11 protein-coding genes are annotated in these 12,772 nt (G+C 70.4%); all 11 read right to left on the bottom strand.

Annotation, left to right across the window (positions count from 1 at the left end; translation table 11 throughout):
* Nucleotides 1-97: 97 nt before the first annotated feature.
* The 11 genes from metK to O1G22_RS34370 all read right to left on the bottom strand — a co-directional run bounded on the left by metK (nt 98) and on the right by O1G22_RS34370 (nt 12,768).
* Nucleotides 98-1,306 (bottom strand): methionine adenosyltransferase, encoded by a 1,209-nt coding sequence (metK, locus tag O1G22_RS34420; RefSeq protein ID WP_270084866.1) that lies wholly within the window; start codon nt 1,304-1,306, stop codon nt 98-100.
* 253 nt (nt 1,307-1,559) lie between these two features.
* Entirely contained in the window at nt 1,560-2,762 is a 1,203-nt protein-coding gene (gene coaBC / locus O1G22_RS34415) for a bifunctional phosphopantothenoylcysteine decarboxylase/phosphopantothenate--cysteine ligase CoaBC (RefSeq protein WP_270084865.1), read from the bottom strand.
* Between the two features lie 115 nt (nt 2,763-2,877).
* Complete coding sequence (gene rpoZ / locus O1G22_RS34410; RefSeq protein WP_003982715.1) at nt 2,878-3,150, bottom strand: DNA-directed RNA polymerase subunit omega; 273 nt, start codon at nt 3,148-3,150, stop codon at nt 2,878-2,880.
* Nucleotides 3,151-3,188: 38 nt separating this feature from the next.
* On the bottom strand, nt 3,189-3,782 hold the full coding sequence (gene gmk / locus O1G22_RS34405; RefSeq protein WP_270084864.1) for a guanylate kinase: 594 nt from the start codon (nt 3,780-3,782) through the stop codon (nt 3,189-3,191).
* A gap of 60 nt (nt 3,783-3,842) precedes the next feature.
* Nucleotides 3,843-4,166: an integration host factor gene (locus O1G22_RS34400; protein WP_006607450.1), complete on the bottom strand. Its 324-nt coding sequence runs from the start codon at nt 4,164-4,166 to the stop codon at nt 3,843-3,845.
* 301 nt (nt 4,167-4,467) lie between these two features.
* A complete protein-coding gene (pyrF, locus tag O1G22_RS34395; protein WP_270084863.1) occupies nt 4,468-5,313 on the bottom strand; it encodes an orotidine-5'-phosphate decarboxylase in 846 nt (281 codons plus the stop codon).
* On the bottom strand, nt 5,310-6,416 hold the full coding sequence (locus O1G22_RS34390; RefSeq protein ID WP_270084862.1) for a quinone-dependent dihydroorotate dehydrogenase: 1,107 nt from the start codon (nt 6,414-6,416) through the stop codon (nt 5,310-5,312). Before O1G22_RS34390 ends, pyrF begins: the two co-directional genes overlap by 4 nt.
* 68 nt (nt 6,417-6,484) lie before the next feature.
* The gene (gene carB, locus O1G22_RS34385; protein WP_270084861.1) at nt 6,485-9,793 is read right to left on the bottom strand and encodes a carbamoyl-phosphate synthase large subunit; all 3,309 of its coding nucleotides are present in this window, start codon (nt 9,791-9,793) and stop codon (nt 6,485-6,487) included.
* Entirely contained in the window at nt 9,786-10,928 is a 1,143-nt protein-coding gene (gene carA / locus O1G22_RS34380; RefSeq protein ID WP_270084860.1) for a glutamine-hydrolyzing carbamoyl-phosphate synthase small subunit, read from the bottom strand. Before carA ends, carB begins: the two co-directional genes overlap by 8 nt.
* Nucleotides 10,925-11,485 (bottom strand): PH-like domain-containing protein, encoded by a 561-nt coding sequence (locus tag O1G22_RS34375; protein ID WP_225101271.1) that lies wholly within the window; start codon nt 11,483-11,485, stop codon nt 10,925-10,927. Before O1G22_RS34375 ends, carA begins: the two co-directional genes overlap by 4 nt.
* Nucleotides 11,482-12,768 carry a dihydroorotase gene (locus O1G22_RS34370; protein ID WP_225101272.1) on the bottom strand — a complete coding sequence of 429 codons (1,287 nt, stop codon included), beginning with the start codon at nt 12,766-12,768 and terminating at the stop codon, nt 11,482-11,484. The genes O1G22_RS34375 and O1G22_RS34370 overlap by 4 nt, the downstream gene beginning before the upstream one ends.
* Between the last annotated feature and the right edge of the window lie 4 nt (nt 12,769-12,772).

Raw genomic sequence — 12,772 nt, 5'->3', positions numbered from 1 at the left:
CTGACAACGGCCCCCCGCCGCCTCGAACCACCTCGGACACGCCGAGGCCCGGCCCCCCGAAGGGAAGCCGGGCCTCGGCGAGAGAAGGGGAGCGGGCTTAGAGGCCCGCGGCCTTGCGGAGAGCGTCCACGCGGTCGGTGCGCTCCCAGGTGAAGTCGGGCAGTTCGCGGCCGAAGTGGCCGTAGGCCGCCGTCTGGGAGTAGATCGGGCGGAGCAGGTCGAGGTCGCGGATGATCGCGGCCGGGCGGAGGTCGAAGACCTCGTCGATGGCCTTCTCGATCTTCTCGGTCTCGATCTTGTGGGTGCCGAAGGTCTCCACGAAGAGACCGACGGGCTCGGCCTTGCCGATCGCGTAGGCGACCTGGACCTCGCAGCGGGAGGCCAGGCCGGCCGCCACGACGTTCTTGGCGACCCAGCGCATCGCGTAGGCGGCCGAGCGGTCCACCTTGGACGGGTCCTTGCCGGAGAAGGCACCGCCGCCGTGGCGGGCCATGCCGCCGTAGGTGTCGATGATGATCTTGCGGCCGGTCAGGCCGGCGTCGCCCATCGGGCCGCCGATCTCGAAGCGGCCGGTCGGGTTGACCAGCAGGCGGTAGCCCTCGGTGTCCAGCTTGATGCCCTCGTCGAGCAGGGCCTTCAGCTCGGGCTCCACGACGAACTCGCGGATGTCGGGAGCGAGCAGCGACTCCAGGTCGATGTCGGAGGCGTGCTGCGAGGAGACGACGACCGTGTCGAGGCGGACGGCCTTGTCACCGTCGTACTCGATGGTGACCTGCGTCTTGCCGTCGGGGCGCAGGTAGGGGATGGTGCCGTTCTTGCGGACCTCGGACAGGCGCTTGGACAGGCGGTGCGCCAGGAAGATCGGCAGCGGCATGAGGGTCGGCGTCTCGTCGGAGGCGTAGCCGAACATCAGGCCCTGGTCGCCGGCGCCCTGCTTGTCCAGCTCGTCGTCGTCGCCTTCGACCCGGGACTCGTACGCCGTGTCGACACCCTGCGCGATGTCCGGGGACTGCGCGCCGATGGACACCGACACGCCGCAGGAGGCGCCGTCGAAGCCCTTCTTGGAGGAGTCGTAGCCGATCTCCAGGATCTTGCTGCGGACCAGGTTCGCGATGTCCGCGTAGGCCTTGGTCGTGACCTCGCCGGCCACATGCACCAGGCCGGTGGTGATCAGCGTCTCGACGGCGACCCGGGAGGTCGGGTCCTCGCGCAGAAGCGCGTCGAGAATGGTGTCGCTGATCTGGTCAGCGATCTTGTCGGGGTGACCCTCGGTCACGGACTCCGAGGTGAACAGGCGACGGGACACAACGCTCCCTGTGGTTGCAGCGGCTGCTGGCTGATCATTTGCAGTCGGCACGAGGGCTGCGCCCGGTGCCGACCTTGAACAGTTTATCGGTCGCACTCGGCCGATGGGCCACCGTCTCGCCTCTCGGGAGCGCTGTGACCTGCGGCACGAGAATTCTGCCCAATGCCGGGTGATGTTGGCCAGGGTCGCCACACCGGAATCCAGCGCTCCTCGTGCACGCCCCCAGCGGATGGCCGCGAGGGTGCGCCCGGGCTCAGCCCAGGCGCTCGGCGACCAGGTCCCAGACGGTGTCGGCCAGGGCTTCCTTGGGTCCGTGCGGTACCGGCGTCTCGCTTCCGTCGGCGCCCAGCACGATCGCCTCGTTCTCCTCGGAGCCGAACGTCTTGCGCTCCCCCACCTCGTTGACCACGAGCAGGTCACAGCCCTTGCGGGCGAGCTTGGCACGGCCGTTGGCGAGCACGTCGTCGGTCTCGGCGGCGAAGCCGACGATCACCTGTCCGGACCTGGCGCGATCGGCCGAAATCTCCGCAAGAATGTCCGGATTCCGCACGAGGACGATCGGGTCGGGCTCGTGGCCGTCCTTCTTCTTGATCTTCCCGGCGGCGTAGACCGCGGGCCGGAAGTCGGCGACGGCGGCGGCCATGACGACCGCGTCGGCGTCCGCCGCGGCCTTCAGGACGGCCTCGCGCAGCTGGACGGCCGTGCCGACCGGGACGACGTCCACGCCGGCCGGGTCGGGCAGACCGGTGTTGGCCGCGATCAGCGTGACCCGGGCGCCGCGGGCGGCGGCGGTGCGGGCGAGGGCGTAGCCCTGCTTGCCGGAGGAGCGGTTGCCGAGGAAGCGGACCGGGTCGAGCGGCTCGCGGGTGCCGCCGGCGGAGACGACGACGTGCCGCCCCTTGAGGTCCGGCCGGGTGACGCCCCGGGCCAGCACCCGGCGGCAGACCTCGAAGATCTCGGCCGGGTCGGGCAGCCGGCCCTTGCCGGTGTCGACGCCGGTGAGGCGGCCGACGGCCGGTTCGATGACGACGGCGCCGCGTCGGCGCAGGGTGGCCACGTTCTCCTGGGTGGCCGGGTGCTCCCACATCTCGGTGTGCATGGCGGGCGCGAGCACGACCGGGCAGCGGGCGGTCAGCAGGGTGTTGGTGAGGAGGTCGTCGGCGAGGCCGTGGGCGGCCTTGGCCAGCGTGTCGGCCGTGGCGGGCGCGACGACGACGAGGTCGGCACCCTGGCCGATGCGGACGTGCGGCACCTCGTGGACGTCGTCCCAGACCTCCGTCGAGACGGGGTTGCCCGACAGGGCGGACCAGGTGGCGGCGCCGACGAAGTGCAGCGCGGAGGCGGTGGGGACGACGCGTACGTCATGGCCCGACTCCGTGAACCTTCTCAGCAGCTCACAGGCCTTGTACGCGGCGATGCCACCGCTGACCCCCAGGACGACCTTCGGCTTGTCCACGCTCACTCCCCGGACTCGGAACCCTGCACCACCAATGACACACCACAGGCCCGGCAGCACGACTGCCGGGCCTGTGGATAAGTCACCTGCGATCTGAAAGTACTACTGCGCAGCGTTACTGGGCGGGGCCTTCGACGGCCTCGGACGTCAGCAGACCCGCGTTGATCTCGCGCAGGGCGATCGAGAGCGGCTTCTCGTGGACGTGGGTGTCGACGAGAGGACCGACGTACTCAAGGAGGCCCTCGCCGAGCTGGGAGTAGTACGCGTTGATCTGACGGGCCCGCTTGGCGGCGTAGATCACGAGGCTGTACTTCGAGTCGGTGGCCTCAAGCAACTCGTCGATCGGCGGGTTGATGATGCCCTCGGGCGCGGTGATGGAAGAGGACACGCTCTACCTTCCGAAGGAGGGGAAAAGATCAGTCATGATCACACAACGTCCATCAAGGCTAGCAGCTCGCGCGCCACGTCCTCGACGGAGGTGTTGACCAAGGTCACGTCGAACTCCGGCTCGGCCGCCAATTCGGTCCTGGCCGCGTCCAGGCGGCGCTCGATGACCTCGGGAGGCTCGGTGCCCCGGCCGGTCAGCCTGCGCACCAGCTCCTCCCAGGAGGGCGGGGCCAGGAACACCAGCCGGGAATCGGACATGGACTCCCGGACCTGCCGGGCGCCCTGGAGGTCGATCTCCAGCAGAACGGGCTCGCCGTTCTCCAGCCGTTCCAGCACGGCCGCGCGGGGCGTGCCGTAGCGGTTCCCGGCGAACTCGGCCCACTCCAGCAGCTCGCCGTTGGCGATCAGCTTGTCCATCTCCTCGTCGGTGACGAAGAAGTAGTGGACCCCGTGCTGCTCACCGGGGCGCGGCTTGCGGGTGGTGGCCGACACCGAGAGCCAGACCTCGGGGTGTTCCTTGCGCATATGGGCGACGACCGTGCTCTTGCCGACCCCCGAGGGGCCGGAGAGCACGGTCAGCCGCGGACGTACGTCCGGGGGCTCGGGGGTCGTCCCCCGGAATGTTGCAGCCATGCAGCGATTATTCCAGCAATCCCGGAGTGCCCGGGACTCCCGGTCCGCCCGGAGACGGACTCAGGAGGCGGTGCTGCCGAACTCACGCTCCAGGGAAGCGATCTGGTTGGAACCGAGACCGCGCACGCGGCGGCTCTCGGAGATGCCCAGACGCTCCATGATCTGCTTGGCGCGGACCTTGCCCACGCCCGGCAGCGACTCAAGCAGCGCGGAGACCTTCATCTTGCCGATGACGTCGTTCTCCTGGCCCTGCTTGATGACCTCGTGCAGGGATGCGCCGGAGTGCTTGAGTCGATTCTTGACCTCGGCCCGCTCCCGGCGAGCCGCGGCGGCCTTTTCGAGCGCGGCTGCGCGCTGTTCAGGGGTAAGGGGCGGAAGAGCCACGCCTACGTCACCTCGGATGTCGAACTGTCGGATACGGACCGGTGAGGAACCTAGTCGCCCCACACCTGGGGAGCTACGAGCAACACGCTGCCCGCTCTCCCCACACCTGCCTTGAGGGCGCGGGAGGTGCCCCCACTGCTCGGAGACTAGCGGGCAAGTCCGCCAGAGTCAGCGAGAACAGCGGAAAAGTCCTGGTCAGCCTCCGTCAGGCCGGACATTTCAGACATAATGCCCCCGATTTGAGGATGTATTCACACTCAAGTCGCCGGCCCGCCGCCCGCCGGGGCGCACACCGGAGGGCTCAGGAACCCCCGACGACCGCCTGAATCTCCTCGGCGAAGCGCTCGGCGGCCGCCCGCAGCGCCCCGGTGTCGGGACCGTGACGCAGAACACCCCTGCTGACGTTCGGCACGACGTTGCGCAGCGCCGACCCGAAGACCGCCGGAAGGTCGGCCGCCGTCGCCCCCTGCGCGCCGACACCGGGCGCGAGGAGCGGGCCGTTGATCGCGAGGTCGTACGACGACAGGTCGCCGACCGTGGCACCGACGACGGCGCCGAAGGACCCCAGCGGCTCCTCCCCCGCGTTCTCGGCGGCCAGGTGGGCCAGCATGGTCGCACCCACGCTGCGGCCGTCCGTACGGACCGCGTGCTGCACCTCGGGGCCCTCCGGGTTCGAGGTCAGCGCCAGCACGAACAGACCGGCGCCGCTCTCCCGGGCCAGCGCGACGGCCGGGCTGAGCGAGCCGTAGCCGAGGTAGGGCGAGACGGTGAGGGCGTCGCAGAACAGCGGGGCGTCCTTGTGCAGGTAGGCCTCCGCGTACCCGGCCATGGTCGAGCCGATGTCGCCGCGCTTGGCGTCCATCACGACCAGGGTGCCGGCCGCGCGCGCCTCCCGGACGACCGTCTCCAGGACGGCGATGCCGCGCGAGCCGAACCGCTCGAAGAAGGCGCTCTGCGGCTTCATCACGGCGACCCGGTCGGCCACGGCCTCGACGACCGTGCGGCTGAACCGCTCCAGACCGGCCACGTCGTCGTTCAGGCCCCACTGGGCGAGCAGGGAGGCGTGCGGGTCGATGCCGACGCACAGGGGGCCGCGCTCGTCCATGGCGCGGCGCAGCCGGGCGCCGAAGGGCTCCGTCGAAGTCATGCGGGCTTCCTCACGTCGGCGCCGACCGCGTCGGCGAGGGTGGCGTACGGGCTGGTGCGCAGCCGGGCGGCGAGGCCCTTGTGGATGGCACGGCACCAGAAGGGGCCCTCGTAGATGAAGGCGCTGTAGCCCTGGACCAGCGTGGCACCGGCCAGGATGCGCTGCCAGGCGTCCTCGGCGGTCTCGATGCCGCCGACACCCACCAGGGTGATCCGATCGCCCACGCGCGCGTACAGGCGGCGCAGGACCTCCAGGGAGCGCTCCTTGAGCGGGGCGCCGGACAGCCCGCCGGTCTCCTGCACGACCGAGGGCGCGGAGCGCAGCCCGAGGCCCTCGCGCGCGATGGTGGTGTTGGTGGCGATGATGCCGTCCAGGCCCAGCTCCACGGCCAGGTCGGCGACGGCGTCGATGTCCTCGTCGGCGAGGTCCGGGGCGATCTTCACCAGCAGCGGCACGCGCCGGTTCGCGACCGTGCGGTCGGCGGCCTCGCGCACGGCGGTCAGCAGCGGGCGCAGCGCCTCGGTGGCCTGGAGGTTGCGCAGGCCGGGCGTGTTCGGCGAGGAGACGTTGACGACCAGGTAGTCGGCGTACGGCGCGAGCCGCTCGGCGGACTTCACGTAGTCGCCGACGGCCTCCGCCTCCGGCACGACCTTGGTCTTGCCGATGTTGACACCGACGACGGTCCTGAAGACCGGCGTGCGGGTCGCGAGACGGGCCGCCACGGCCAGCGAACCGTCGTTGTTGAAGCCCATGCGGTTGATCAGCGCGCGGTCCGCGACAAGGCGGAACAGCCGCTTCTTGGGGTTGCCGGGCTGCGGCTCCCCCGTCACCGTGCCGATCTCGACGTGGTCGAAGCCCAGCATCGACATGCCGTCGATCGCGACGGCGTTCTTGTCGAAGCCGGCGGCGAGCCCGAAGGGCCCGTGCATGCGCAGTCCGAGGGCCTCCGTGCGCAGCTCCTTGTGGCGGGGCGCGAGGGCGGCCGCGACGAAGGTGCGCAGGACGGGGACGCGGGCGGCGAGGCGGATCCAGCGGAAGGCCAGGTGGTGGGCCTTCTCGGGGTCCATCCGGGTGAACACCAGACGGAAGAAGAGCTTGTACATCTCGGAAAAGTCCTCAGGGGTCCTCATGCGGAGGGGGACACCGTTTCCGGTGTCCCCCTCAAGGGCTGCTAGTCGCGGGCCGCGGTCAGGTGTTCCGCGTGTTCCTGGAGCGAGCGGACGCCCACGTCTCCGTGGTTGAGCGCGTCGATGCCCTGGACGGCGGCGGCGAGCGCCTGGACCGTCGTCAGGCACGGCACCGACCGGGCGACGGCCGCCGTACGGATGTCGTAGCCGTCGAGGCGGCCGCCCGTGCCGTACGGGGTGTTCACGATGAGGTCGACCTCGCCGTCGTGGATCAGCTGGACGATGGTCTTCTCGCCGTTCGGGCCGGTGCCCTCGGACTGCTTGCGTACGACGGTGGCGTTGATGCCGTTGCGCCGGAGGACCTCCGCCGTGCCCGAGGTGGCGAGCAGTTCGAAGCCGTGCGCGACCAGCTCGCGCGCCGGGAAGATCATCGAGCGCTTGTCGCGGTTGGCGACCGAGATGAACGCCCGCCCCTTGGTGGGCAGCGGGCCGTACGCCCCGGCCTGCGACTTGGCGTACGCCGTGCCGAAGACGGAGTCGATGCCCATGACCTCGCCGGTGGAACGCATCTCCGGGCCGAGGACGGTGTCCACACCGCGTCCCTGGATGTCCCGGAACCGCGACCACGGCATCACGGCCTCCTTGACGGAGATCGGCGCGTCCAGCGGCAGCTCGCCGCCGTCGCCCTTCGCCGGGAGCAGGCCCTCGGCGCGCAGCTCGGCGATGGTCGCGCCCAGCGAGACCCGGGCGGCGGCCTTGGCCAGCGGCACCGCGGTCGCCTTCGAGGTGAAGGGCACGGTGCGCGAGGCGCGCGGGTTGGCCTCCAGGACGTAGAGGATGTCGCCCGCCATCGCGAACTGGATGTTGATCAGACCGCGCACGCCGACACCGCGCGCGATGGCCTCGGTGGAGGCGCGCAGCCGCTTGATGTCGAAGCCGCCCAGGGTGATCGGGGGCAGGGCACAGGCGGAGTCGCCGGAGTGGATGCCGGCCTCCTCGATGTGCTCCATCACACCGCCGAGGTACAGCTCCTCGCCGTCGTAGAGGGCGTCGACGTCGATCTCGATGGCGTCGTCCAGGAAGCGGTCGACGAGGACCGGCCGGGACGGGCTGATCTCGGTCGACTCGGCGATGTAGGACGCCAGGCGGGCCTCGTCGTAGACGATCTCCATGCCCCGGCCGCCGAGGACGTACGACGGCCGGACGAGGACCGGGTAGCCGATCTCGTCGGCGATCGCCTTGGCTCCCTCGAAGGTGGTCGCGGTGCCGTGCTTCGGGGCCGGGAGACCGGCCTCGGCCAGGACGCGGCCGAAGGCGCCGCGGTCCTCGGCGGCGTGGATGGCCTCGGGGGACGTGCCGACGACCGGCACGCCGTTGTCCTTCAGCGCCTGGGACAGGCCCAGCGGGGTCTGGCCGCCGAGCTGCACGATCACACCGGCCACCGGTCCGGCCTGCTGCTCGGCGTGGACGATCTCCAGGACGTCCTCCAGCGTCAGCGGCTCGAAGTACAGCCGGTCGGAGGTGTCGTAGTCGGTGGAGACGGTCTCCGGGTTGCAGTTGACCATCACCGTCTCGTAGCCCGCGTCGCTCAGCGCGAAGGAGGCGTGGACACAGGAGTAGTCGAACTCGATGCCCTGGCCGATGCGGTTCGGCCCGGAGCCCAGGATGATCACCGCGGGCTTCTCGCGGGACGCGACCTCGGTCTCCTCGTCGTAGGAGGAATAGAAGTACGGCGTCTTCGCGGCGAACTCGGCGGCGCAGGTGTCGACCGTCTTGTAGACCGGGCGGAGGCCGAGGGCGTGCCGGACCTCGCGGACCACGTCCTCGCGCAGGCCCCGGATCTCACCGATCTGGACGTCGGAGAAGCCGTGCCGCTTGGCCTCGGCGAGCAGCTCGGCGGTCAGCTCGGGGGCCTCGGCCAGCTCGTCCGCGACCTCCTTGATCAGGAAGAGCTGGTCCACGAACCAGGGGTCGATCTTCGTGTACTCGAAGATCTCCTCGGGCGTGGCGCCCGCGCGGATGGCCTGCATGACCGTGTTGACCCGGCCGTCGGTGGGCCGTACGGCCTCGCGCAGCAGGGTGTCCTTGTCGCCCGGCTCGCCGACGAAGGTGAACTGCGAGCCCTTCTTCTCCAGCGAGCGCAGCGCCTTCTGGAAGGCCTCGGTGAAGTTGCGGCCGATGGCCATGGCCTCGCCGACGGACTTCATGGTGGTGGTCAGCGTGGAGTCGGCCTGCGGGAACTTCTCGAACGCGAAGCGCGGGGCCTTGACGACCACGTAGTCGAGCGTGGGCTCGAAGGAGGCCGGGGTCTCCTGCGTGATGTCGTTGGGGATCTCGTCCAGGGTGTAGCCGACGGCCAGCTTGGCGGCGATCTTCGCGATCGGGAAGCCGGTCGCCTTGGAGGCGAGCGCCGAGGAGCGCGACACACGCGGGTTCATCTCGATGACGATCACGCGACCGTCCTCGGGGTTCACCGCGAACTGGATGTTGCAGCCGCCGGTGTCGACACCGACCTCGCGGATGACGGCGATGCCGATGTCCCGCAGGATCTGGTACTCGCGGTCGGTCAGCGTCATCGCGGGCGCGACGGTGATGGAGTCACCGGTGTGCACGCCCATGGGGTCGAAGTTCTCGATGGAGCAGACCACCACGACGTTGTCGTGCTTGTCGCGCATCAGCTCCAGCTCGTACTCCTTCCAGCCGAGGATGGACTCCTCCAGGAGCACCTCGGTGGTCGGGGAGAGCGTGAGGCCCTGGCCCGCGATGCGGCGCAGCTCCTCCTCGTCGTGCGCGAAGCCGGAGCCGGCGCCGCCCATGGTGAAGGACGGCCGGACGACGACCGGGTAGCCGCCGAGCGTCTCGACGCCCGCGAGGACGTCCTCCATGGAGTGGCAGATCACCGAGCGGGCGGACTCGCCGTGGCCGGTCTTGCGCCGGACCTCCCCCACGACCTCCTTGAACAGGTCGCGGTCCTCGCCCTTGTGGATCGCCTCGGGCTTGGCGCCGATCAGCTCGACGCCGTACTTCTCCAGGACCCCGTTCTCGTGCAGCGAGATCGCGGTGTTGAGCGCCGTCTGGCCGCCCAGGGTGGGCAGCAGGGCGTCGGGGCGCTCCTTGGCGATGATCTTCTCGACGAACTCCGGGGTGATCGGCTCGACGTAGGTCGCGTCGGCGATCTCCGGGTCGGTCATGATCGTCGCCGGGTTGGAGTTGACGAGCACCACGCGCAGGCCCTCGGCCTTGAGCACGCGGCACGCCTGGGTGCCGGAGTAGTCGAACTCGGCGGCCTGGCCGATGACGATCGGGCCGGAGCCGATGACCAGGACGGACTGGATATCGGTGCGCTTAGGCACGCTGGCCCTCCATCAGAGAAACGAAGCGGTCGAACAGGTAGGCGGCGTCGTGCGGGCCCGCTGCCGCTTCGGGGTGGTACTGGACGGAGAAGGCCGGCTGGTCGAGCAGCTGCAGCCCCTCCACGACGTTGTCGTTCAGGCACACGTGCGAGACCTCGGCGCGGCCGAACTTGGTGTCGCTCACCTTGTCGAGCGGCGCATCGACGGCGAAGCCGTGGTTGTGCGCGGTGACCTCGACCTTGCCGGTCGTACGGTCCTGGACCGGCTGGTTGATGCCCCGGTGGCCGTACTTCAGCTTGTAGGTGCCGAAGCCGAGGGCGCGGCCGAGGATCTGGTTGCCGAAGCAGATGCCGAACAGGGGCGTCTTCCGCTCCAGGACGGCGGTCATCAGCGCGACCGGGCCGTCGGCCGTGGCCGGGTCACCGGGGCCGTTGGAGAAGAAGACCCCGTCCGGGTTGACGGCGTAGATGTCGTCGGCCGTGGCCGTGGCCGGGAGGACGTGCACCTCGATGCCGCGCTCGGCCATGCGGTGCGGGGTCATGCCCTTGATGCCGAGGTCGATCGCGGCGACGGTGAACCGCTTCTCCCCGATCGCCGGGACGACGTACGCCTCCTTCGTCGCGACCTCCTCGTACAGGCTCAGGCCCTTCATGCGGGGCTGGGCCTGCACGCGCGCGAGGAGCTCGCTCTCGGGGGCGATCGCCTCGCCGGAGAAGATGCCGGCGCGCATCGAGCCGCGCTCACGCAGATGACGGGTGAGGGCGCGGGTGTCGATCCCGGAGATGCCGACCACGTCCTGCGCGACCAGCTCGTCGTCCAGGGAGCGCTTGGCGCGCCAGTTGGACGGCACGCGCGCGGGGTCGCGCACGACGTAGCCGGAGACCCAGATGCGGCTCGACTCGTCGTCCTCGTCGTTCCAGCCGGTGTTGCCGATCTGCGGGGCGGTCGCCACGACGATCTGGCGGTCGTACGACGGGTCGGTCAGGGTTTCCTGGTAGCCGGTCATGCCGGTGGAGAACACGGCCTCGCCGAAGGTCTCCCCCACGGCCCCGTAGGCACGGCCGCGGAAGGTGCGGCCGTCCTCCAGGACGAGTACGGCGGGAACCTTGGCAGCTCCCCTGGTGGAGGTCGTCATCGTGCGCCTTCCGTGTCGTTGATCATGTCGTTCAGGGTGTCGGCCCATTCGGTGTGCTCGGCCGCGTGGTCGGAGCGGAAGCCGGAGTCGATCAGCTTGTCGCCGAGCGCCCAGGTCACCACGAGCAGTCCGCCCTCGGTGAGGACCTTGCCGGCGATGCCCTTGTCCAGCCGGGCCCCGCGCAGTGCGGCGGCGGGGACGAAGAAGTCGTTCGCTCCGGGACGCTCGACCTCCAGGCCCGCCTCCGTGAGGGTGAGCTCGGCCCGGCTGCGGGTGCCGAGGCCGTGGGCCACGATCCGGTCCAGCCACTGCCCGGCGGTGGTGGAGCCGTGGTAGCGGCCGCTCATGCTCAGTTTCACCGGGCCGGTCTCCTCCGGCGCGCTGGGCGGCTCCGGAAGGTCGCTCTGGAGCGTGCCGCGCCACTTCCAGCCCTCGCGCATCAGCCAGTAGACGAGCGCGATGAACAGGACGAGTCCGACGAGCCAGCCGATGCGGGCCGGCCAGTCGGTGACGGCGGCCGATTTCTTGGCCTCCGCGAGCAGGATTACAGGTGTCACGTGAGCTTCCCGTCGACGAGCGTGGCCTTGCCCCGCAGCCACGTGTGCGTCACACGGCCCGGCAGCTCACGCCCCTCGTAGGGGGTGTTGCGGCTGCGTGAGGCGAAGCCCGCGGGGTCCACCTGGCCACGGTATTCCGTGTCGACGAGGGTGAGGTTGGCGGGCTCACCAGCCGAGACGGGACGGCCGTGCCCGGTGGCCTGTCCGATCTGCGCGGGCTTGACGGACATCCGGTCGGCGACGCCGGCCCAGTCCAGCAGGCCCGTGTCGACCATGGTCTCCTGGACCACTGACAGCGCGGTCTCCAGGCCCACCATCCCCATGGCGGCGGCGGCCCACTCGCAGTCCTTGTCCTCGTGCGGGTGCGGGGCGTGGTCGGTGGCGACGATGTCGATCGTGCCGTCGGCGAGCGCCTCGCGCAGGGCCAGCACGTCCCGCTCGGTGCGCAGCGGCGGGTTGACCTTGTAGACGGGGTTGTACGTCCGCACCAGCTCGTCGGTGAGGAGCAGGTGGTGCGGGGTGACCTCGGCCGTGACGTCGATGCCGCGGGACTTGGCCCAGCGGACGATCTCGACGCTGCCGGCGGTCGAGAGGTGGCAGATGTGGACGCGGGAGCCGACGTGCTCGGCGAGCAGCACGTCCCGCGCGATGATCGACTCCTCGGCGACGGCCGGCCAGCCGCCCAGGCCCAGCTCGGCGGAGACGATGCCCTCGTTCATCTGGGCGCCCTCGGTGAGCCGCGGCTCCTGCGCGTGCTGGGCGACGACACCGCCGAAGGCCTTCACGTACTCCAGCGCCCGGCGCATGATCACCGCGTCGTCCACGCACTTGCCGTCGTCGGAGAAGACGGTGACCCCGGCGGCCGACTCGTGCATGGCGCCCAGCTCGGCGAGCTTCCTGCCCTCCAGGCCGACGGTGACGGCGCCGATGGGCTGCACGTCGCAGTAGCCGTGCTCCTGGCCCAGCCGGTAGACCTGCTCGACCACACCGGCGGTGTCGGCGACCGGGAAGGTGTTGGCCATGGCGAACACGGCCGTGTAGCCGCCGGACGCGGCCGCGCGGGTGCCGGTCAGGACCGTCTCGGAGTCCTCGCGGCCCGGCTCGCGCAGATGGGTGTGCAGGTCGACCAGGCCCGGCAGCAGCACCTTGCCTGCCGCCTCCACGACCTCGGCGCCCTCGGCGGACAGGCCGGTGCCGACCGCCTCGATCACCTCGCCGTCGATCAGCACGTCCTGCGGCTCGCCGCCGAGCACCTTCGCACCACGGATCAGGATCTTGCTCATGGTC

Origin of the sequence: Streptomyces camelliae (assembly GCF_027625935.1) — a bacterium.
Lineage (GTDB): Bacteria > Actinomycetota > Actinomycetes > Streptomycetales > Streptomycetaceae > Streptomyces > Streptomyces camelliae.
The sequence above is the reverse complement of the archived record's forward strand: the minus strand, read 5'-3'. Positions and strand labels throughout refer to the sequence as shown.